Here is a 22,995-nt window from a genome sequence, read left to right as displayed (position 1 = left end):
GCTCATGTTTAACATCTTAGTCAGCACCACCAAGGGCACCAAGGTCGGCGAGTTTCAATGTATCCACCGCGAATGCCGTGTGGGTAAAGATCCCGATCAGCTGATCGTCCTTCGGGGCTTTAAGATCTCCAAGCATCACGCCACCCTGCGGCAAAATGAGGAGGGGATCTTCATCGTCGACAACAAGAGCCGTACCGGCGTACGCGTGAACGATGAGAAACATCAGGAGTTCGGTCCCCTCACCCTCAACGACAAGATTCAGGTGGGCGATTACCAGCTCAGGGTACAGAGCAGCGATCCGCAATTTCAGGCAAGTGCCCCCGCCGAGACGCCACCGCCACCTGCAGCGCCCGTCGTGGCACCAGCCGCTCCCGTGGCCGCTGCTGTAACCTCTGTCGAGGCGCAGCCTCCAATAGTGACGGAGCAGAGCGCCCAGATTCAGAGACGCAACGAGTGGCGCCGCAAGGTGCATACCGAGCTACTCAAGCAGATGGATCTGCGCCGGGTTAACGTTAACGAGATGAGTGATACCGAGCTGCGCGCCCAGAGTGAGGTGCTGCTCAAGCAGATCATCGACAACTTCAAGTTACCCGACGACATCGAGATCTCGGCGCTGACCAAAGAGGTCTTGGACGAGACCATAGGCCTAGGGCCGCTCGAGGGGCTGATTGCCGACCCGGATGTCACTGAGATCATGGTCAACAGCCATGATCAGATCTTCTATGAGAAGGCGGGTAACCTCTACCTGTCGGATATCGCCTTCTCAGACGATCAGGCGGTACTCGGCGCCATCGAACGAATCGTGACCCCCATTGGCCGACGTATCGACGAGAGCTCCCCCATGGTGGATGCCCGCCTCAAGGATGGTTCCCGCGTGAATGCGGTGATCCCCCCGCTGGCACTCAAGGGGCCCTGCATCACCATACGTAAATTTATGCAACGACGCCTGAGCTGCAACGATCTGGTGGCCTTTGGCTCCATGAGCCAGGCCATGGCGGAGTTTCTCGAGATCGCCGTGAAGCAGAAGCGCAACGTCGTCATCTCCGGGGGGACAGGCTCGGGTAAGACTACCCTGCTAAACGTACTGTCTAACTTCATCCCAGACAACGAACGTATCGTCACCGTGGAAGATGCCGCCGAACTTCAGCTCTATCAGCCTAACCTGGTCTCCCTCGAGGCCCGTCCCCCTAACCAAGAGGGCAAGGGTGCCATAGAGATCCGCGATCTGGTCAAGAACTGCCTACGGATGCGTCCCGATCGCGTGGTGATCGGTGAGTGTCGTGGCGGTGAGGCGCTCGACATGTTGCAGGCGATGAACACGGGTCACGACGGTTCGCTCACCACGGCCCACTCCAACTCGCCAAGAGACTGCATCTCACGTCTCGAGGTGATGGTGATGATGGCGGGAATGGATCTACCTGTCACGGCGATCCGCGAGCAGATCACCTCGGCGGTCAACATCATAGTGCAGCAGTCACGCTTCTGTGACGGTTCGCGCCGGGTCACCAGCATCTGTGAGGTTACTGGCATCGAAGGCACTGTGGTGCAACTGTCGGAGATCTTCAAATTCCAGCAGACCGGCTTCGACGAGCAGGGCAAGGTACAGGGCTATTACACCGCAACCGGCACTCTGCCCGAGTTTTACGAACAGCTAAGAAAACAAGGGATCGCCGTGCGTCTGGATATCTTCGACAAGGACAGCCGCTATGAGTAGTCCGTTAATCGCCGCCATGCTGGCGTTCGCCTCGGTCACCATACTGGTGTGGGCGCTTAAGCATCTGTCGACACGCTTCGCCAAACGCTATCAGGAAACCTTTACCAGCTCGGCCCGCACCAACCTGTTCGATATGTTCCTGTTTATCGAACCTAGGCAGCTGTTTGTCATCAACATGCTGACCCTGTTGGCGGTGCCTTTCCTGGTGCGGCTCTTCTTCGGCTCCTGGGTGCTGGGGATATTATTGAGTATCGCACTGGCGCTGCTACCGCGCTTCGCCTATCAGTTCCTGCATAAGCGCCGTCGCCGCAAGTTTGTCCACCAGCTGCCCGATGCACTCAACATGATCGCCTCTTCGATGCAGTCGGGGGCCAACGTCAGCAACGCCATCGAGTTTATGGCCGAAGAGATGGAGGCGCCGATCAAGCAAGAGTTTCAGCTCTTCCTGCGCGAGCAGCGCCTGGGGGTGGAATTCAACACGGCGCTGGACAACATGTTTAAACGCATCCCCGAAGAGGAGTTTCAGCTAGTGACCGCCGGCATGCAGATCTCCCGCGAGGTCGGGGGCAACCTGGCGGAGGTGCTACAACGCCTATCCGCCACCCTGCGTAAGAAGATAGAGATGGAAGGCAAGATAGATGCCCTGACCTCCCAGGGCAAGATGCAAGGGATAGTGATGACACTGCTGCCCGTCTTTATCGGCGTGGTGCTCTATCACATGGAGCCCTCCGCCATGGGCCGTATTCTCACCGAGCCTATGGGGTGGGCCCTGATTGCCCTGGTCATCATCATGCTCACCAGTGGCTACCTGTCGATCCGTAAGATCGTCGCGATAGACGTATAGGAAATATCATGGTCAATCTTATTGTCGCCTGCTTCGTGATCTCCTTCGTTTTCCTGACCGTAAGCTGCGCCCGCATCTACCACAGAGTACCGAAGGAAAACCGTGAATTTATGGACCCGCTTTCGCCGGGTCTTAAGCTTATCTGGCCCCTGGTGCGCCTGCTGGCCTTCTATGTCAGTGAGAACCTCAGCGTCGATTATCTGGAGCGGGTCTCCAAGAAGCTCCAGGTCTCAGGGTTATCTTACATAATGACCGCCGAGCAATACTTTGCCATCCGCATTCTGAGCACCCTGTTTAGCCTGGGGCTGACGCTCATATGTAGCGCCATGCTCGATGCCTATGTGCCTCAATATCTGCTGCTGGCCGCCGTGTTCGGTTACTTTCTGCCTGTGATGACCCTCAACGATCTGCGTAAGAAACGCCAGGGGCTGATCGTCAAGAGCCTGCCCGTGTATCTGGACTACCTCACTATGTCGATCGAGGCGGGCCTGAACATGACGGGCGCACTCAGTCAGGCGGTCGAGCGCGGCCCAGCCGGACCACTGCGCATCGAATTTGAGAAGGTAATTCGCGACATGCGCGCCGGTATGTCACGTGCCCAGGCGTTTCGTAACATGGCCGATCGTGTGCAGGTGACCGAGGTCAACAGCCTGGTCAGCGCCCTGGCACAGGCGGAAAGAACCGGTGCCAGCCTGGGCCAGACACTGAGGATCCAGTCTGATCAACGCCGAATAGAGCGTTTTCAGCGCGCCGAGAAGAAGGCTCTGGAAGCACCGGTCAAGCTGGTCTTCCCGCTGATCGTCTTCATCTTTCCCGTGACCTTTATGATCTTGGCCTTCCCGATTGCCATGAAGTTTATGTACGAGCTCTAACATGAAGAAAACCACACTGAAAACCCCAAACGGACAGGCGATCACCGAAGTCTTCGTGGCCGATACTCCCTGGCTCAGACTCAGAGGACTGTTAGGTCGTCGCCCCCTCTCTCACGAGCAGGGGATGCTTATCGCTCCCTGCAGCTCGGTGCATACCCTGGGGATGCGCTATGCGCTGGATATCGTCTACCTCAATAAAAACAACAAGGTGCTTAAGATCACCCGAAATCTTAAGCCCTGGCGCAGCAGTGCTTGTCGAGGTGCCACCCAGGTTTTGGAGCTGGCGGCAGGCAACTCCACCCACAAACAGATAAAACCCGGAGATATTTTGACATGGGCAAACTAATACGCCTCTCGCTATTCGTCGCCGTTACCGCGCTACTCGGCGCCTGTTCGACTACGCCTCAGAAGCCTGAGCACAAGGGCAATGAGCAGATCATGGCGATTCAGTCTCAGGCGGAGCATGCCTACAAACTGGCCATGTTGGATCAGGCGGAGAGCCTCTATCTCGAGGTGCTAAAGAGCGTACCTAACTATGCGCCCGCCTGGTTTCGCCTGGGTAACATCTATACCCGTACCAACCGTCATGAAGCGGCCATCGCCGCCTATCGACGCTGCATCGAGCTAGAGCCAAATAACCAGAAGGCCTGGTACAACATGGGATTGGTGCGTATCAAGCAGTCCACCAATGCGCTCAATACCGCCAGCAACCAGGGCGATGCCGACTCTGCCGTGGGCCGTCAAATCAAGGCGCTGCTCGACGCCCTCAATCAGCTGCAGAGCCAGCCACAAACGACGGCACAGGCGGGGCTATGATAGCGGCACGATCGAAACAGCGAGGGCAGAGTATGTTTGAGTTCAGCCTTGCCCTGCCGTTTCTTATTCCCATCATTCTGGTTGCCATGATGTTGATCGTGCAGTGGGCCTTTATCTATACCAGCAAGAGCACCCTGGATGCGGCCACGGTTGCCGCCGTTCGGGCCGGCACCCTACACCATGGCAATATTGACGAGATGCGCAAAGGGCTGGCCCAGGGGATGATGCCGCTATTTGCCCACGGCACGGGCACGAGTGACACGGTTCAGGCCTTCGCCAAGGCAAGACTCGCCACCTTGGTACAAAGTCAAATAACCATACTCAGCCCTGACAGAGAAACCTTCGACCGCTTCAAGGTGCGAAGTCGATATGACACAGGCTCTCGCTATGAGATCCCCAACAACAACCTGATGTTTCGTGACCCAGCCCCCAAGAACGTGGGCAATAACCGACAACTGAATGTGCAGGACGCCAACCTGCTGCAGATAGAGGTGCGCTGGTGCCAAAAGCTGATCGTCCCCTTTGCCAACTACCTCATTAAGGAGATAGTCACCTCCCCCTTCTATAACCCAAGCCGGGAACAGCTGGCCTGCAACGTGCTGGGATTGGCAACAGGTGATACGTATTTGGCAATCACGGCTCAGGGACTGATGCGTATGCAGACACCATTTCGAATGTAAGCTCAGCGAAACAGCTAAACCCAATATTCAATACCAAACAAGAATTCTGGACCTTGTAAAATCATAGGGATATATAAAATGAAACACACGTCTCGCCTGACCAAGCAACATTGGCTGGCACTCATGCTGACCTCGACCCTGGCAATAACGGGGTGTAACGGCGAACTCAAAGAGGGAGAAGGCCCTAACTCTCAGGTGCCGACAGATCCTGTGGACCCTGTAGATCCCACCAATCCAACTGAGCCGACCGAACCTACGGATCCTACCGATCCCACAGAGCCACCTCAGGTGGGCACCTGGGAAAACAGGGATGAAGATGGCGACGGCGTGGTAGATGAATTGGATGACTATCCGTTTGATGCTAGCAAGCATGCTTATCCTCTGTTTGTAGAACAAGAGCCAAATGACAATCCTGCGGTAGCCACCCCAATCGAAATCGATCTCGGCGTCAGGGTACAAGGTGTCATTGACTCAGAGTTTGATAAAGGCGACCTGTTTAAATTCCATGTCGATAAGCCGCAATCTTACACAGCCTATTTCACTTCACCTTCGGCAAGGTTTAAACCTCAGGTTTATGTTTCAGATGCCAATGGTTTGGTCATTAATGACATTCAACTATATCGATACACTCGTGCAAATACCTATGTAGTGAACTTTCCCGTCTATACACCAGGTACTTATCAGCTCAGTATCATAGATGAGAACTATGCTGGCGGTAGCGACCTCACCTATCAAGTGACTATGTTTAACGATCAGGATATCGACGGATTCGACGATACGAAAGAGCCCGCCTTAGGCGCAGATATCAATGAAAATGATCAAGATAAAGACAAGATCATTGACGGTATCGAATTCAGTATGGCCTTGGAGAGTCTAGGACTAGACACAGACCGGGACGGCATTCCCAATTGGTTAGATACCGACTCAGACGGCGATAGTTTCAACGATTCCATCGAAGGCATGGAAGATTTGGACAATGACGGCGCCCCCAACTTCCTTGAGCGCGATGCCGACGGTAACGGTATTGATGATCAACTAGAAAGTGGCAACAGCAATGATCCCACTAACACGGATAACGATAAATTCATTGATCACTTAGACAACGACGACGACAACGACGATATCTTCGACAAGAATGACGCTCAACGTTTAATCCCGGCCACTATTGTCTCCTGGACCAAGCCAGGCGATCTCTTTATCGAATCTCTGCACACCCTCTTCCAGCAGAATAAGATCAAAAACTATCTCAGAGCCGGGGATGAATTCGAACTCACCGTCGAAGGAGTGTCTAGTGCGTCTGAAAACACGCTGTTAGTGGTGAACATAAATGGCAGAATTTACAACCTATTTCCAAAGCAGGTCGAACACGCATCGCAAAGAAGCCACCTAAGGTTTTTACTTCCCCAAGATATGGGTAAGGGCGCGCTCTCGATTGTTATCGGCACAAATAAATCAGACCCATTTCCAATTGAAATTGGCGACGCTGAACTGCCAATACTCATGAGTTCTAACCCTAGAAGTCTCAAACCAGGCCAACAGATAACACTTAGTGGTGACAACTTTGATGAAGACACCAGCGTTTTCTTCAACAACCAACCTGTCAATGCCCAGTTCGTCGATGAAAACACTGTTCGAACCACAGTGCCAGAGACATTGAGTGGTGGTAGCTACTCTGTCAGCAATGCTCACGGACAGAGTAACCCCATCACCTTCATCATCACACAAGAGATAGCCGTTAACGTCCTCGAACCTTCAGCCAAACCTTTAGCTGCGATAGGGGGCATCTATCCCGAGATGGCCAAGGCGCTTAATGGTAATAGCTTCGAATTGGAGAAAATGGGGAGTGAGGCGGAAGTCATCTTCTCTTATACCCAGGGTGCCGACGGCCAACTCGAAGCCTACCTGAGTACAGTCTATTCCATGAACCAAGACAGTATCTCATTGAGCTTCGAATCGACAGCCTTGGCAAGCTTGGTACTTCATATGAACTATTACTATGAGGCAAAAGGTGTCGGCACAGAGAAGTTCATGCAAATAGTGCAGACAACACAGGCATACCAAGCTTACCTCGCAGAGGCCAAAGCGGCACTAGCCAAAGATACGAGCTTCTTCGGCTATAAGGCGAGAAAAGCTGAAGCTTACGATCTACTCAACCGGTTTGAGTCCAAAATCAAGGAAGAGCTAACCTCAAAGCGTTTGCTGAAATCCTCGTTGTCACCATCCAAGGCTAGGTTTACTCCTCTAGATGACGATGCCGCGGGATCGAGTACCAACCAGGCACTATCGGCTATTGAACCCAGCATAGTCTCCTATCCAGAGACTAATGGCACTTGGCAAGCCTTCGACATGTCGATGGCGGCCACAACCTTCGCCGAAAACAGTACAGAGATAATGAATAACTGTGGCGAAGGGGTCGATCCCAAGTGGTACCAAGTATTGAATGCCGATGGCTGCGTTGAAATAAGAAATCGCAGTCAGCTCTACCTAAGCGCCAGAATCTATCCTATCGATTCCAAAACAGGAGAGATAAAAACAGATCTAGCCTCTCTCAACAAACCGATTGCCGACCATATCACTACCCCTTGGGATTCGGGTATGATGGGGCCGCAATCTGGTACCTGGTTAGGCATTTCGCTCTGGTCGAGTGATTCCCTTATCGACAAGTGCGTCTATACAGATTGCCTATACCAGATCATCACACCTGGCGTTGATGGCATTTTCGGCCCCAGCCCATTCAGCTTCAGGGGACAAGAGGCCTACGATAAGCGAGCTCAAGATGCCCGTAAGATGTTGGCGATCAGGACCATTATAGATAATGTCGTCATTCGGTTTTACTCCATATTATTCGATGCGGCGGGCATAGACCTCAACGACAGCAAATACAAGAAACAGGCAACAGCCCTGGCAATCGTCAAGGCCGTTTATCAATACCTGCCAGCCATCAGCACAGAGATCGACAAACTAATGGCCAAGGATAAGCCAAGTTTTGACGACTGGCAGACCCTTGCGGCTAATCTAGGGAAGGAGTTATACAGCAAAGAGATCAAGGCTGTGATCTCAGATCCAACCAATCGTGCCTCCTACGGCCCAGTCACCATGGCACTTCTGACTGCATTAGAGGTTGACGAGAAATACTTCATCAACAAAATGCTGCAAAAGGTCGCCCAAAAATTTATTCCTGGCTGGGGGACTATTACCTCGGTATATGAAGCCAGTAAGCTTGCGGACTCTATGGTCGATATGGCCAAAACCATAGACGATCTGGTCGATGTGCCGACCAAGCTCGACTATATCGTTACCTGGGGACTAAAGGCCTCAGATATCACGCCAAGAGCCATTGAGAAGACCCAAGAAACTAAGCGATTTACCATAGTCGGAAGTGGCATGGCCGTCGTTAAAGGGGTATTTGGTGATACCAAACCAGAAGTGAAAGTCTTCGATCTGGGCAAGGGTGAGAAGCAGCTCGACACCAGTTTCGTAAGCGTCAATAAACTGGGCACTGAACTGACCTTTGACCTTAATGACATAAGCCAAATCGAGAATGCTGTAGGCCCCTTAAAGGTTGAGGTTCACCACAGAGATGAGGTGGCCGAGGTACCTTATGAAATTCTAATCGGCACAGATCTCACGATCACTAACATAACGCCTAACAAGGCTTCTCCCGGCACAGAGTTAGAGATAAGTGGCATTGGTTTTAGTAAACAACCAATGGGCAATATCGTCACCTTTAGCGGTGCGAATGGGGAACGTATTAGAGCTGCGGTAAAGTCTGCCACCACAGATACCCTAGTGATTATCGTGCCTAATGGTGCGGTGACTGGGTATATCACCGTGGAGGTCGCCAATATATTGAGTAATCAATACCCATTCGTTGGACCAAGCCAGCTACTGATCACCTTTGGTGACAATGGTAACTTTAACGACGATGTGTTTAAATTATCGGTCAATAACAAGGTGATGTATGACAACAACCAACCTCAACGCAAGGTGGGCCCACTAAACGTCTCGCTTGAGGAAGGTGAACATACAGTCCAGTTAACAGGTATTCGCGCCGACGACGGTATTGCCACCTACTACATTGAATTTGCTGGTGATGTTGTCAATGTCAGCGGTGATGCGTTAACGGGTAGAGACTTATGTCCAAATACACATAAGACCTATAAAGTCACCATCGCCAGCGGCGCTGACAGCTCAGGGCAATCGGCTTCGTTAAAAGCACAGATACAGCCAATGATATTGCAACCCGAGTATGCCAATATGGCAGCCGAGACACCAACAGAGTGTCCCAAGGCCAACCAATAAAGGACAAAATGGCCCCTAGGGGCCATTTTTTATCCCTGATAAAAAAATGTTAAAACCACTTGTGGTATTGATAACTTTGGTTAGCTACCGCGGCGCTCCACAAGGCGACAGTCACGACATGATTTATTTACTCAAATAGCGGCATTCACAGGCTCACTTGGCATAAAAGGAACCCGATAAGCATGGAAAAGCTAACCCTTGACGACACTCCCTGGTTTGGTACCACAGACTTCAAGGGAAAGAACCAACTAACTAGCGACAGCGACGTTCGCCTCAAGTCATCCAGGTTGCTCTACCCGCTCCCCTTGCCGTTAGAAATACTCTTTTTCATTGGCCCACTGACATTGGCCATTCTGCCCTTTATCAATCCTAGCCTTATGCTTCCAGAGGCCTGGCTGATGCTAAATATCGGCGCCATCATAAGTTATCTGCTTCTCAAGAAACTGTTTATCAATAGCATTTATGGCCTGGCGAAAAACCATGTTTGCCAGATTAACGCTGAAAGGGTCTGTATTCCCGGCAGTCGCCTTATCGATACCAAAGCGGGCCCTTTGGAAATGCAGCGACGAGACATAAAGGAGATAGGCGTGCGTTATTGGCCCAGCACACGCGACCTGCGCACCACCTACGATGTCAGCGAACTCGTCATCATGCTGCAGTCGGGTAAATCAATCTGTCTGAAGAGCCTCTACTTCCCGATTAAGCCACTTCTTTTCCTGTTGGTCTATTTCGACTACCCAATCACGCTGCAAAAGCGCCGACACTCTTTGGCCATAGTCGCTCGTAGCCTGTTTGTGGCTTTTCCCTTAGTCGCCCTTATGGCGGTAACTGGCTTGCTGTTTAAAGAGTATTTTCTGTAAACCCATCAGCTTAAAAAGGAACTTAACAAATGAACAAACCTTGGATGGCATTAGCATTAATGGGAATATTAGCGGGAACGCTAATATCAACCAAGCTCCAAGCATCGACCGAGCAAAATTTCAGTGATGACCCCTTGGCTCAGCGCTGCATCAAGATGCTGGATATCTACGCCGCAGAGGACTTCGACGCCTATGTGGCAGAATTTCCCGAGCCCTGGCTAGGCATCTTCGGTGAAAAAACCTTGAGGAAACAGCTCGCCGATCGCCATGGTAAATATGTTAAAGAATACCAGGCTAAGCCTGACACCATAAAAATTAAGGCAGTAACGCCAGCCAAGGTTGCCAAAATAGAGCAAGACAAGTTAGGTGCACTAGAGGCCAAGGAGATCAACCTCTATATCGCCAGTAACAAAGGCAACAGTAGCGCGACGGCTTGCAAATACCTACGCATAGGTGACAGCTGGTATTTCCGCTCGTTACGGCTATAGCCTTGAGTTAACAGCGATTATCTGAGATATTTTCAGCATCTTCTTGGGCAAATTGAATGCCCTTTTTGGTGTATTAGGCGGCAATCAGAGCATTGATGCTCGACACAAATGCTAAGAAAAAGGGACTTTTCATCGAGATGAACTCACTCAATCACCTGCTGGAAAATCTACAATGGTTCGATACCGTCTTCTTGAGTCAGTACCTAGGTCTCGACAAGCAGAGTACGAAAAAGCTTCCCATCTCGTTTAACTTCTTTGCCCTGCCGCTTAAGAAAGAGTTCCTGCTCGCCACAAGTCTGCTCCCGTTCATTCTATTGGCGCTGTTCATTCCTTCAGTCGACCCCAGGTTCGATTTTTTGCGCTTCCCGATATTGACCGTAATAGGCCTGCTGGTTTACGCCATTATCCGTAGACGCCAGGTTAAAACACACCTGGGGATAGAGGCCGATAGCCAGGCCAATCAGCAGATCATCATTAGCCAATCTGGCATCACCTTGCCCCCCTTTCTCACCAGCAACTCTGGGTCGTCGCAAAGCATAGGCCGAGAAGAGATAGCCCAGCTGCAGTTCGACTGGCACAGCTACCAAAACAGCAACCAGATAAAGTGTAAGCGCGCCCACAGGCTCGTCATCAAGCTGAAACGGGGGCAAAGCTATAGCTTATCCAGCATGGCCTATCCCCTCAGAAGCCTGCTCTATCTGGCCATCTTCTTCGATTACCCTATCATCATGGAGGAAAGCACGCCACCCAAGGAGCGACTGGGTAGCTTTCTCCTCGTCCTGGGGGCGAGCGTCTTGCTGCTGAATCTATGGATGATTTTCATCAGCCCTTAACTTGACGCTGAAAGCGCTTAGGCGGTGCATAGCGATGATTTTTTTGCCGATAAAACCGCCAAAATACACCCAAAAGAATAATGTTTCCGGCCGATATTTTGCGATAGGATCGCTACGAATAAACCTAAAGGCTTATTTTAAGTGGTTGTGAATAAAGCATATTGAGAGGCATTTCATCCTCAAAATCATTCAACCACTCAGGACTATTTCTTCCCATATAAAGGACTATATCAATGAAAATTGCTTCACTCTCTGCCCTGACCCTAGCCCTGTTATTGACCGCCTGCGCCTCAGATCCCGGCCCGCGCATGGCACTGGAAAAGACAGTCGAAGTCGATGGCACAGTGCTTAAATTTAACGGCAGCTACCACGACAAGAAGAACATCTTGATCCTTAGCGTCAACGGCGACCCTATCATGCAGGGCCGATTCCCCCCTTACACCCCAACCCAAAACCTTAAGGCTAACTACAAAGACTTTGCCGTTAAAAGCCACTGCTACTTCGGGTCTGTGCTGGGTAAGCAAGGCGGTGCCTTCGGCGCCATCGCGGGTATAGTTCAATCCTCTAAGAGCAGCACCGCAGATAAGTGCGAGCTCTATGTCAACGAAAAGCTAGTAGACAACCTCTACTTCTAAATTAATCGCCATGGCATAGGCACGAGCCTCTATGCCATGGCGGCTCAATCGCAAGATTAACGCCCCCTCAACGCTCGCCATCTGATAAGGCTAAGTCGTGTTATTTGATCAAGACCTTAGGATCCCCCAAAGCATCTACAATTTCAGCAGCAAGGTGCTGCGCGCACTGGCGCTGACCTCGGCGCTGAGCTTAGTATCGATTAGCGGCCTAGCCTCTGCCGATACCGGCACAGGAACCGGCACAGGAACCGACAAAGATACCGACAGAGAAGCCATCAAACAATTTCAACTCGAAACGACGCCACTGACCGAGCGTGCCCGTCAGTTGAGTCGCAGACACAGAGAGCAGATGGAGACTTTCTCTAACAAGCTTGACCAATACCAAGATGCCAGGCCACTACTGCAAGATGCCTTAATCGGTGAGATGGCGCTCACCGCGAACAAGATGTTAACCCTGACCAATGAGTATCTGCCTCGCTATCGCGCCTTCCTCACCCGAATCGACAAAAACTCCAGCTGTTATCAGCCCAAGCGACTCGAACAATTTCAGCAGACCAGAGACGAGGTACAAGACTACCTCAACCAGCTGCAAGGCCTGACTCAGACCCAGGAGCAGGGGGAGGCTTACGCGGCGCTGATGGCGATAAATATCGGCCAGAGCCGCGCGGCCGTGCTGGTCAACCTGCTGGAAACCAGCAAGCTTTGCTATGTTACCCAGGCCATGCCGGCGGTTGCCCAGGATATCTTATTGCTCGAAGGACTCATGGCCGAGCGGCTCCCCGAAATAGTAGAGGCGGCCAATCTGTCGGCATCCGAGCCTGAAGGGCCAAGCCTTAACGAGCCTAGCCTTAACGAACCTAGCCTTAACGAAGCAGAGCTAAAAGGGTCCGAACCTAAAAGCGCGGATGCAAGCCGTTCAGACGCCAATGCAGCAGGTACAATCCTTGGTGATTCAAATACTAATGGTTCAAGTCCTGTAGACAGTGAAGCATTTAACCAACGAGAAGAGAATACGACGCCTAAGCAGCCAGGCCTGCAAGGTAACACGCTCGATGCCTGTATCAAGCAGCAGGTCTCGCAACTGGGGCTGACTTCGGCACAGGCGCTTACAGTATTAAGCTGCCGCCTATCCAGCGACTCGGTCAGCCTAAAAGTCCTGAGCAAGCTGTCTAACTTAGAGATCCTGAGCCTGCAGGGCGGCGTGCTGACCGACCTGTCGGCGCTGGCTGGCCTTAGCCATCTCAGTCTGCTGAACATTGAACAGAGTCAAATCAACAGCTTTGGTGACCTCAAGGCGCTTAAGGGCAACCTCAGCTTCAGCGAGGTCGATAGCCAAGACTGGCAGGCACTGGCAAACGCTCAGGCCGAGTCGATCGCCATCATGTCGCCGACGCGCTGCGACGCCTTAAAACCATTAGCAAATCAGCCAAATGTTGCCTTGCTCTACAAAGGCCTATCGCCACAGGCCATGGCCGACCTGATGCAACGCCAGGCATCTATGCAGGGGCCTACCATAATGACGGATTGCCCGGCGCCTTAATTTGGGCACGCGATATGACCAAGCAGATATTGATAAAACGACTTTCAGAAACTTAAAGGGAATTAAGATGAAACCCCAAACTCTCGCCTGCACACTCGCCTTATGTGGCGGCTTAGGCCTTAGCGGCCTGGCACTGGCCAATGACCTCCCCTTTCAGCCCCTGCCAGAAGGTAAACTTTATAAGCAAGAAGATCGCCACTACACTCCCTTCGACCTGGTGATTGGCGTCGACAAGAACACTTATCAGACGCAGACGGTTGCCGGTCAGCTGAAACGGGTCTATTACAAGTTGCCAAGCAGCTATCTTGCCTCCCACGCCGTCAACAACTACAAGGCACAGATCGAAAAACTCGGCGGCACAATATTGTTCGAGTGTCAGGAGAAGGCCTGCGGCGATGACCACAAACTCTCAAAACAGATAGCGCCGCTCAGCGACATCCCCAAGAAGACACCCGCACTGCTAACCACCAAGCTCACGCTTGCCAAGAAACAGCTCTACCTTTCCGTCTATGGCGCTAATTGGCACAACGGCGCCGGCCTGCAGCTGGATATCATCGAGGTGATTGACGAGCCCTTGGATCTGCTTGCCACCAACCAGGCCTACCTGACAAGCGAGGTCAGCCAGAGCGAATTTAAGGACAGAGGCAATAAGGATACCCAAGGCTCAAAGGATCACCCAATGATCGCCAGGCTGCCCGGCGCCTTCATCCAAAAATATCAGCAGCAGGGCTATGCCCAGACCTTGGTATTTGACGGTGTCGAACAGGGCCAGCACAAGATTAAGACATTAGAGGGTAAGGTCACCGACATCGGCTATAAACTCCCAAGGGGCTACTCGGAGTATGAGGTTGACGCTAACTATAAGGCGGCGCTGGAAAAGCTTGGCTTTGTCCGGGGCTTTCACTGCCAGGGCTTAGCCTGTGGTAAGACAGATCTCATCGAACGTCGCATCAAGACACTGATCAGCATAGGTTTCGATGAAAACCAATATTACAGCCTGTATCGACTCGATCGCCCCGATGGCGCTGTGCACGCCATGGTCTTTATCACAGGTTATCATGGCGGCCTGTGGGGCGAGATAAAGGTGGTGGAGGAGACCAAACTCGTCGACGACAGAGTGGTCATCGATCTCGAGGGGCTTAAGGATAAGATCGCCCAACAAGGCCACGTGGCGCTGGATGGCCTGCTGTTCAAGTTCGACAGCGATCAGATGCTGCCCGAGGCAGACGAAGTGATCACCACCCTGGCCACCTACCTCAAGAGCCATCCCAAGCAGCACTTCTATGTGGTGGGTCACACGGATGACCAGGGCAAACAGGGCTACAACAAGGGGCTGTCGGAGCAGCGGGCCAAGGCGGTGGTCGCCACCCTCACCCAATCTCACGGCATCAACAAGGCTCAGCTCAGTCCCATGGGCGTGGGCGAATATGTGCCTGTGGCCAACAACCTGGATGAGGCGGGCAGACAGCGTAATCGTCGCGTGGAACTGGTACTGCGCTCAGACATGCAATAGTCCATCAAAACGGCGCCCCCTGCGGGCGCTGTTTAATTCATAACATCTTGATATAATGATCGTCCGCTCACTACCTGGGTCATCTCATGTCGCGCTCTCCCCTCCAAGGTTTTCAACATCAACTCACCCAGGAGAACTTTGTCGACGACCCGGCTCAGCAGCAGGCCATATTGCGCCTGGAAGCCCTCTATCAGGCCTTGCAAGCAACGCCTTCTGACGCTCATAAGCCAGGCACTCTACATCCAAGTAATCAGGCACCGATCAAGGGGCTCTATTTATGGGGCGACGTCGGTCGCGGCAAGACAATGCTGATGGATCTCTTCTGTCAGAGCCTGCCCGATGGGATGGCTCTCAGGCTGCATTTTCATCGCTTCATGGAGCGGGTTCATAAGGAGCTCAAGGCCGAGAGCGGCAAGCGCGATCCTCTAAGGCGAATCGCCGGCAGGCTCGCTCAGAATTATCGAGTGATCTGCTTCGATGAGTTTTTCGTCAGCGACATAGGCGACGCCATGATACTGTCCGGCCTGTTCGAGGCCCTGTTTGATCACGGGATCACCCTGGTCGCCACCTCCAATACCCCCATAGAGCGCCTCTATGAGAATGGGCTGGCAAGAGACAGGTTTCTGCCCTGCATCGCCCTGTTAGAAGCCCACACGGATGCCCTGCACCTGGATGGCGGCATGGATCATCGCCTGCGCCACCTCGACAAGGTACAGACCTATTTCCAGCAAGATGAGGGGGAGTTTTCCAGGCGTTTCGATGCCATGGAGCCTGGTGGTGGCAGCGACACACCGTTAACTATCTTAGGCAGGGAAATTAGCGTTATTCGCCGCGGCACCTCAACCCTCTGGCTCGACTTCGACGCCCTGTGCGGCGGCCCACGCTCACAGCTCGACTATATCGCCATCGCCAGTCAGTTCGATACCCTGCTCCTGAGCCAGGTACCGCCCCTTGGCGGCACGCCCCGCAGCTGGATCCGCGCCAGGGGCACAGAAGATGGCGCCGCCGCTGTGGCCGCGGGGGACCGCCAGCTCAACTACGCGCCCAACGATGATCCAGCCCGGCGCTTCATCGCTCTGGTGGACGAGCTCTACGATCAAGGGGTCAAACTCTACCTAGAGGCCAGTCTGCCGCTTGAGCAGCTCTACACCCCGGGCGCCCTGGCCTTCGAATTCAGACGCACCATGAGTCGCCTCATTGAGATGCAGTCGCGCCAATACCTGAACGCAACCCGCACCGCGGGCGAGGCCTAAACCATGGCAAACCAGATGCAGGCGAGTCTGGATATCGGCTGGCTAGCGCTTGCGCTCTTCATGCTGGTGCTGCTTGTGCCCCTGGGAATAGGCAGGCTGTTTAACCTAAAACTCGGCGGCGAGATGCTGCTGGCCACCGCGCGGATGACGGCGCAGCTATTGTTAGTCGGCTTCTACCTTAAGTTTCTCTTTAGTCTGGAGAGTCTCTGGGTGAATCTGCTCTGGCTGAGTGTCATGTTACTTGTGGGCGCTAGCGCCATCCTGGGCGGTGCCCGGCTACCTAAGGCCAGGTTAATGCTGCCACTGCTCTTTAGCCTAAGCCTCAGCCTGCTGCCCCTGCTGACACTGCTGCTATTGGCGCTGCTGCAACCCTCGCCTGTCTATCAGGCACAATACTTGATCCCCCTGGCGGGCATGCTACTGGGTAACAGCCTCTCGGGGAATATTCTGGCGCTACAGCGTCTGTTTAACGCCTTCGAGGAGAAACAGGAGGACTATCAGGGGCGACTCGCCCTGGGCGCAACACCCTGGCAGGCGGCCTTTCCCTTCATACAAGGCGCGCTGCAACAGGCCCTCGCCCCCAGTATCGCCGCCATGAGCACCATGGGACTGGTGACCCTGCCCGGCATGATGACGGGACAGATCCTCGGCGGCAGCGATCCCTTAGTCGCGGTGAAATATCAGGTGGTGATCATGCTAGCCATCTTGGTGATGCAGAGTATGAGCGTCGCCAGCGCCCTCAGTCTGGCGGTGCGTCAATGCCTGAATCACAGCGGTAAGCTGCTGATAAAAAGCGTCGAATCAATCAAGAACTAGCACTAACGATACTTGGCCAGAATGTTCTCGTATTGGGTCTTGCCGTTGGCCTCTATGGTGGCCTTCACCTTATCTATCCCCTGCTGTAGGCGACGACGCAGCTCGGGATCGCTATCCCGGCTGAAGGCGTAATAAAGCTCGCTCACCTTGAGAGTAAAGACCACCTCAAACTCGTCGGTGTCGACCCCCTCCTGTTTCATCAGGTAGCGACCCACCACTTCCTCATAGGCCCAGAGATCGACCCGTTCACGCCTGAGCATATGCACCAAAGAGGTGGCCTCATGGGCGCGGCGCAACTGCTCACGGGCGATGCCGGCGGCCAGCAATGCCTGCTCGCCGATATCCTGGGCGATCACCCCTATGCTGTATTGATTGAGCTGCTCCACATCCGTGATATGGATGACGCGATCGGCACGGGCGAAGATCACGATACGGGTCGCCGAGATGGGGCCGACCCAGTCAAATAGCGGCTCGCGATAGGGAGTACGGGTGGTGGAGAAGAGCACGGTATTCTTGCCGGTGCGGGTCAGCTTATAGCCCCTGGCCCAGGGCACCAGCTGTATGCTGTGGATGTCGAAACGACCGTCGACCCTGCGGGCCGCCGCGGCCAGCAGATCCACGGCGATCCCCTTAAGCTGATGGGATTCACGGTAATTATAGGGCGGGTAGGATTCGGTGTAATAGCTGAGCTGCGACAGCTTGTTCAGGGCCAATAGCTCGCCATTGCAGCTAAAAAATGCCACAACAGCGAGGATCAACGCCCGACATATAGCCACATGCCCACCCCATCAGTCACCGACCTAATTTGAGTGTAGCAGAAAGGCTATTGGCCGTTATTGAGCACCTGTTCGTAGATGGCCAGCACCCGCTGCACATGAAGATCAACACTCTCCTGAGGCAGCTGTCCCGGCGCCTGTTGCAGCGTCAGGCGGTGACTCTCGTCGCGCAGATAGCAATAGGCCTGGGTCAGGTGTTGGGCGCTCAGGTGGGGCAGTAGCTCCAGCTCAGACAGCACCTCGAAGATGCGCACATTATCGGACCAGATCGCCAGCTCTGGATGGTCATGGGTGTTGGCCAGCACCAGATACTGGGCAATAAATTCGATGTCGGCGATCCCGCCCGGGCTCTGTTTGAGATCGAAGCAGCCCTCATCGACCTTGAGTAGATGGGTGCGCATCTTCTGGCGCATCTCACGCACCTCCTTAGCCAGCTCAGCCTTGTCCCGCTCCATGGCGAGCACGTCGGCCCTCAGCTCGCTGAAACGGGCGGCCAGGCGATTATCGCCAAACAGGAAGCGTGCCCGCACCAGCGCCTGATGCTCCCAGGTCCAGGCTTCTTCACGTTGATAGCTACCGAAATATTCGATCTCACTCACCAAGAGTCCCGAAGCCCCCGAGGGGCGCAGGCGCATATCCACCTCGTAGAGTTCCCCCGAGGTGGTGCGGGTGGAGAAGAGGTGCAAGATCCGCTGAGCCAGCTTGAGATAGAAGTGGCCAATGTCGATGGGGCGATCGCCGTTGGTCTGCTGCGCATCGGGGTACTTGTCGCGGGTATAGTTGTGCAGAAACACCAGGTCCAGATCCGAGCCATAACCCAGCTCCAGGCCGCCCGCCTTACCGTAGCCTATCACCGCAAAGCCCATCTCCTCAGGTGCCAGATAAGACGGCGTTCCGTGGCGCTTGCTCACCTGCTGCCAGGCCTGCAGCACCACCTGCTCTATGATCGCCTCGGCGAGGAAGGTCAAATGGTCACTCACCTGCATCACAGGCAGCACGCCAGTCACGTCGGCGGCGGCAATCTTCAGCTGCTGCGACAGCTTAAACTGACGCAGGGCCTCCATCTGCTGCTCCATATCCTCCTCGGGCACCCGCAGCAGGTATTGGCGCAGCTCGCTGGGGTAGTCATCCAGCGAAGTAGTGTCATAAAGCTGGGCCGGATCGATCAACTCGTCCAGCAGCATAGGGAACTTGGCCAGCTGCTCTCCGATCCAGGGACTGGCCATGCAGAGGCTCACCAGCTGCTGGCGGGCACCTGGATTCTCGAACAGCAGCTCGAGGTAAGTGGTACGGGTGAGGATCTGATCCAGCACCTTACTTACCGGTAGGAAGGCCTTGGTGGGCGTCGGCAGCTGAATAAACTCCTGCAGCAGCCAGGGCATTAATTTATCGAGGGTCTCTCGACCGCGCGGGCCTATGGTGCGTTTAGCGACTGTGCCACGCCAACTCTTCAGCGCTGGCCAGAGTTCGCTCTCCTCGACGCCATGCTCCTTGAGCAGGGCCTCGGCATCTTCATCATCAACCAGGCTCCACAGCTGGGCGGTCCACTGCTCGGCCACCTCGTCGCTCTCCTGACCGCCCACCGTCTCCTTGAAGTAGCGATGGATCTTGGCCATCGCCGATTCGATATGGGTCCGCAGCTCAGCCTCTCCGGCCATGCCCAAGGCGAAACAGAGGCGCTGCCAGTCCAGCAGGTGTTGCGGCAGAGTCTGGGTCTGCTGATCACCTATGGCCTGCAGCAGGTTTTCCACCCGGCGTAGCATGAGGTAGCTCTGTTTGAGCTCATCCACCGCCAGGTATTCCAACTGCCCCAGCTTATAGAGGGTGTCTATGGCGCCAAATAGGCTCTGCTGACGCAGCGCCGGCTCACGTCCGCCACGGATCAGCTGAAAGCTCTGCACCACGAACTCGACCTCGCGGATGCCACCAGCTCCCAGCTTGATGTTGTCGGTCAGGCGGCGGCGTCTCACCTCCTGGGTGATCAACTGCTTCATCTTGCGCAGGGATTCGATGGCCGAGAAATCGATATAACGGCGATAGACGAAGGGGCGCAGCATGTCGTGCAGCTCGTCGCTGTAGGCGCTCCAGGGGCCCAGGGCACGAGCCTTGACCATGGCGTAGCGCTCCCAGTCCCTGCCCTGCTCCTGATAATAGTCTTCCAGGCCACTAAAGCTGACCACCAAAGGGCCACTCTCGCCGTAGGGACGCAGGCGCATGTCGACCCGGTAGACGAAGCCATCGACCGTCACCTGATTGAGCAGGTTAACCAGGCGCTGTCCCATGCGGATAAAGAACTGCTGGTTGTCCTGACTGCGACGACCGCCTTGAGTCTCGCCATGTTCGGGGAAGGTAAAGATAAGGTCGATATCGGAAGAGAAGTTGAGCTCGCGGCCACCCAGCTTGCCCATACCCAAGATCATCAAGGGCTGGGGATTGCCCTCGCTGTCGCAAGGGGTGCCATACTGCTGGCACATCTGGCCATAGAGCCAGTCGCGGGCGGCGATGATCAGTGCCTCGGCCAGGGCCGAGAGATCCAGCAGGGAGTCGTTCAGCTCGGCATAACCTAAGAAATCTCGCCAGGCGAGACGCACCATCTGACGGTTACGGTAGCGGCGCAGTATCGCCTTGACCTGCTCCTCGTCGTTGGCGCCTGCCAGAATGGAGTGCAGCTCACTACTGAAACTGTCGCGGGCCAGCATACTCAGTTGCCCCTCGAACAGAGAGACTATCCAGTTGGGGTGGCGACACAGCTGCTCGGCGACAAAGTCGCTGAGACCGAAGATGGTTTTCAGCTCTTTGGTCTGCTCCGGGGTGAGCTGTTCGGAGATATCCGGCCAGGCCTCGGCGAGGCGTTGCCAATGCTGCTCGGCAACCTGATTGACTTCATGGGGTAACGCTTGCTCGCTCATGTTTTCCATCGCCAGAAAAATCCTTCAGCCTTAAACGGTCGACATATTATGTCATCAATGCTATAGATAAGCTGTTAATGCAACCAAGCGGTAATCATCTTGGCATAAAATTGTCACCCAAATTACTCATCCATATTATCAGGGGGAGTAAAGATGGCTTTTTATCCTGCACTACAGGTTACTATAACCCAGCTTATCGCTATATTATGCAAAGAAGTCGCAGACTGATCACTCATTTATCGGTCTCAATCTCAACTAAATTTATGGAGAAAACATGGCAGTGATGCTAATGCGTGTTCTCGCGCTGACCCTGGTCTTCGCCCTGGCGGGATGCGGCGACGACAGGCCAGAGAAGATCGCCAAGTTTCAACAGCTGGCCCAGGCCAGGGTCGACACCCTAGGCCAGATGCTGGACAACGGCGAGGTGCGCAACGCCAACCTACTCAAGCAGTATGCCGATATCCTCGCATCAACCAAGCCAGACGTCGCCCCCCTGTTGCAGGAGCTGTCTAAAGATGCCAGCAGCCAGGGCCCCATGTATGCCTCGCTCAAGCGGCGTCTACAGGAGCTGGGCAACGAGAGCAATTTCGTCGATCTCGACCAGCAGCTCGACGAGGCGGAAAACCTCTACCAGGCGGCCGATCCCAGCCTGTATAACGACATGCTGTCTGACCCGGTGAACGTGGTCGCCGACATGTCAGGTGGCGCCCTCGCCAGGGTAAATGCCATCAGCCGTGAGGCGGATATTCTCGCCAACGGCGGCGAAGACTTTGGCGCAGGCAGCCAGTTGGTGGGCAACCCCGCCTACGGCAGCTGGCAGACCGGCAGTAACGGTATGTCCTTCTGGGCCTGGTATGGCATGTATTCCATGTTCTCCAACCTGGTACGCGGCCCCATCTACTACGACAGATGGTCGAGCCGCCGCAACTACAGCTACTACAACGACGTGGGCCGCTATCGCTACACCTCGCCCAAACAGGCTCGCACCCAGAACCAAACCTTCGAGCGCACCAAGAAGCAGTTCAACCGTCAGGGTAAGCAATTCGACAGCCCCTACGCCAAGTCTCGCTCTGGCTCCACCAGCCTGTCGCGTCAAAGCGCCTCGACGCCTAAGGCCAGCACCACAGGACGGGCAACTGGCGGCAGCAAGTTCCGCTCAAACTACTCTAAGAACAGTAACTTCAGAAACTCTAGCAGTCGTACGACGCGCAGTGTTCGTCGGGGCAAATAAAGGATATTAAGATGACATTTTTTCAACACTACGGTCTGACCCAGGAACTGGCGATCATCTTGGCCATAGATCTGACTATCGCCATCGTCTTGCTCACGGCCATGCGTTACCTGCAGGGCTGGACCGTTAAGGTCAACAGCACCCATGAGTTGTCCGAGCGGGATAACTTCGCCTTCGGCATCAGCACAGCTGGTGCCGTAGCAGGCCTGGGGATCGTACTTACCGGCGCCATCACCGGCGAGGCGGCCCAGTCCTACCTTTTCGAGGCCATCGGCATGAGCGCCTACGGCATCTTCGGCCTGATTCTGATCAAACTCGGTCGCTTCCTGCATGACAAGGTGGCGCTGAACGAGATAGATAAGAACGCCATGATCTTAAAGGGCAATATCTCTGTCGCCATAGTAGATGCCACCGCCGCCATCGCCACCGCCATCATCATACGTTCCGTACTGCTTTGGGCCGAAGATCTGACCCTGGACACCTTTATCGCCATCTTCAGCGCCTTTGCCATCTCACAGCTAATGTTGGTGCTGCTGACCCGTCTGCGTGAGCGTAGCTATGCCAAGCGCCACGACGACAGCTCAATGCAAGAGGCGCTGGCCAAGGGGCATATCGCGGTGGCGATACGTCACAGCGGCTATATGCTCGCCATGGCACTGAGCTTCAACGCCGCCAGCCACTTCATCGTCTTCATGCCGACCGCCTATGTCACCAACATACTCGGCTGGCTGATCTTCTCGGTGATCATGCTGCTCGCCCTCTCACTGCTACTGGCCCTGGTGAAGAAACTGGTGCTGGCCAATATCAACCTGAAAGCAGAGGTCGAAGAGCAGCACAACATAGGTATCGCCACCGTCGAGCTGGCCATCAGCGTGGCCATCGCCCTGATCCTCACCAGCCTGATGGCCTAAGA

At 54.2% G+C, this 22,995-nt stretch carries 19 protein-coding genes; 17 read left to right on the top strand and 2 right to left on the bottom strand.

The window, feature by feature from the left end:
• The first annotated feature begins 4 nt into the window (after positions 1 to 4).
• The 15 genes from SHEW_RS03310 (at position 5) to SHEW_RS03240 (ending at position 17,166) form a co-directional block, all read left to right on the top strand.
• Complete coding sequence (locus tag SHEW_RS03310) at positions 5 to 1,714, top strand: TadA family conjugal transfer-associated ATPase (protein ID WP_011864450.1); 1,710 nt, start codon at positions 5 to 7, stop codon at positions 1,712 to 1,714.
• Complete coding sequence (locus SHEW_RS03305) at positions 1,707 to 2,558, top strand: type II secretion system F family protein (RefSeq protein ID WP_011864449.1); 852 nt, start codon at positions 1,707 to 1,709, stop codon at positions 2,556 to 2,558. Before SHEW_RS03310 ends, SHEW_RS03305 begins: the two co-directional genes overlap by 8 nt.
• A gap of 8 nt (positions 2,559 to 2,566) precedes the next feature.
• Entirely contained in the window at positions 2,567 to 3,430 is an 864-nt protein-coding gene (locus SHEW_RS03300) for a type II secretion system F family protein (RefSeq protein WP_011864448.1), read from the top strand.
• 1 nt (position 3,431) lies between these two features.
• Positions 3,432 to 3,776: a DUF192 domain-containing protein gene (locus SHEW_RS03295; RefSeq protein ID WP_011864447.1), complete on the top strand. Its 345-nt coding sequence runs from the start codon at positions 3,432 to 3,434 to the stop codon at positions 3,774 to 3,776.
• A complete protein-coding gene (locus SHEW_RS03290) occupies positions 3,764 to 4,246 on the top strand; it encodes a tetratricopeptide repeat protein (protein ID WP_011864446.1) in 483 nt (160 codons plus the stop codon). Before SHEW_RS03295 ends, SHEW_RS03290 begins: the two co-directional genes overlap by 13 nt.
• Positions 4,247 to 4,278: 32 nt before the next feature.
• Positions 4,279 to 4,926, top strand: coding sequence for a pilus assembly protein (locus SHEW_RS03285; protein ID WP_011864445.1), 648 nt, complete (start codon positions 4,279 to 4,281; stop codon positions 4,924 to 4,926).
• Positions 4,927 to 5,004: 78 nt separating this feature from the next.
• On the top strand, positions 5,005 to 9,228 hold the full coding sequence (locus SHEW_RS03280; RefSeq protein ID WP_011864444.1) for an IPT/TIG domain-containing protein: 4,224 nt from the start codon (positions 5,005 to 5,007) through the stop codon (positions 9,226 to 9,228).
• Positions 9,229 to 9,410: 182 nt separating this feature from the next.
• On the top strand, positions 9,411 to 10,088 hold the full coding sequence (locus SHEW_RS03275; protein WP_011864443.1) for a hypothetical protein: 678 nt from the start codon (positions 9,411 to 9,413) through the stop codon (positions 10,086 to 10,088).
• Positions 10,089 to 10,117: 29 nt separating this feature from the next.
• Positions 10,118 to 10,576 (top strand): hypothetical protein, encoded by a 459-nt coding sequence (locus tag SHEW_RS03270; protein ID WP_011864442.1) that lies wholly within the window; start codon positions 10,118 to 10,120, stop codon positions 10,574 to 10,576.
• 137 nt (positions 10,577 to 10,713) lie between these two features.
• A complete protein-coding gene (locus SHEW_RS03265; protein WP_011864441.1) occupies positions 10,714 to 11,409 on the top strand; it encodes a hypothetical protein in 696 nt (231 codons plus the stop codon).
• A gap of 233 nt (positions 11,410 to 11,642) precedes the next feature.
• On the top strand, positions 11,643 to 12,044 hold the full coding sequence (locus tag SHEW_RS03260; RefSeq protein ID WP_011864440.1) for a hypothetical protein: 402 nt from the start codon (positions 11,643 to 11,645) through the stop codon (positions 12,042 to 12,044).
• Positions 12,045 to 12,141: 97 nt separating this feature from the next.
• Positions 12,142 to 13,584 (top strand): leucine-rich repeat domain-containing protein, encoded by a 1,443-nt coding sequence (locus SHEW_RS03255; protein ID WP_011864439.1) that lies wholly within the window; start codon positions 12,142 to 12,144, stop codon positions 13,582 to 13,584.
• A gap of 67 nt (positions 13,585 to 13,651) precedes the next feature.
• On the top strand, positions 13,652 to 15,097 hold the full coding sequence (locus tag SHEW_RS03250) for an OmpA family protein (protein WP_011864438.1): 1,446 nt from the start codon (positions 13,652 to 13,654) through the stop codon (positions 15,095 to 15,097).
• An 86-nt stretch (positions 15,098 to 15,183) separates the two neighbouring features.
• Positions 15,184 to 16,350, top strand: coding sequence for a cell division protein ZapE (zapE, locus tag SHEW_RS03245; protein WP_011864437.1), 1,167 nt, complete (start codon positions 15,184 to 15,186; stop codon positions 16,348 to 16,350).
• A gap of 3 nt (positions 16,351 to 16,353) precedes the next feature.
• Positions 16,354 to 17,166, top strand: coding sequence for an ABC transporter permease (locus SHEW_RS03240; RefSeq protein WP_011864436.1), 813 nt, complete (start codon positions 16,354 to 16,356; stop codon positions 17,164 to 17,166).
• A 2-nt stretch (positions 17,167 to 17,168) separates the two neighbouring features.
• Here the strand turns inward: SHEW_RS03240 and SHEW_RS03235 are convergent, their stop codons facing one another.
• The gene (locus SHEW_RS03235) at positions 17,169 to 17,879 is read right to left on the bottom strand and encodes a substrate-binding periplasmic protein (RefSeq protein WP_223294757.1); all 711 of its coding nucleotides are present in this window, start codon (positions 17,877 to 17,879) and stop codon (positions 17,169 to 17,171) included.
• A gap of 110 nt (positions 17,880 to 17,989) precedes the next feature.
• Positions 17,990 to 20,860, bottom strand: coding sequence for a bifunctional [glutamate--ammonia ligase]-adenylyl-L-tyrosine phosphorylase/[glutamate--ammonia-ligase] adenylyltransferase (gene glnE, locus SHEW_RS03230; RefSeq protein ID WP_011864434.1), 2,871 nt, complete (start codon positions 20,858 to 20,860; stop codon positions 17,990 to 17,992).
• A 265-nt stretch (positions 20,861 to 21,125) separates the two neighbouring features.
• On the opposite strand from glnE, the gene SHEW_RS03225 reads away from it, so the two are divergent.
• A complete protein-coding gene (locus tag SHEW_RS03225; protein ID WP_011864433.1) occupies positions 21,126 to 22,082 on the top strand; it encodes a hypothetical protein in 957 nt (318 codons plus the stop codon).
• 11 nt (positions 22,083 to 22,093) lie between these two features.
• Complete coding sequence (locus SHEW_RS03220) at positions 22,094 to 22,993, top strand: DUF350 domain-containing protein (RefSeq protein ID WP_011864432.1); 900 nt, start codon at positions 22,094 to 22,096, stop codon at positions 22,991 to 22,993.
• Positions 22,994 to 22,995 lie beyond the last annotated feature (2 nt).

Origin of the sequence: Shewanella loihica PV-4 (genome assembly GCF_000016065.1) — a bacterium.
Classification (GTDB): Bacteria; Pseudomonadota; Gammaproteobacteria; order Enterobacterales; family Shewanellaceae; genus Shewanella; species Shewanella loihica.
Note: the sequence above shows the minus strand (reverse complement) of the source record. Positions and strands in the feature narration are given on the sequence as shown.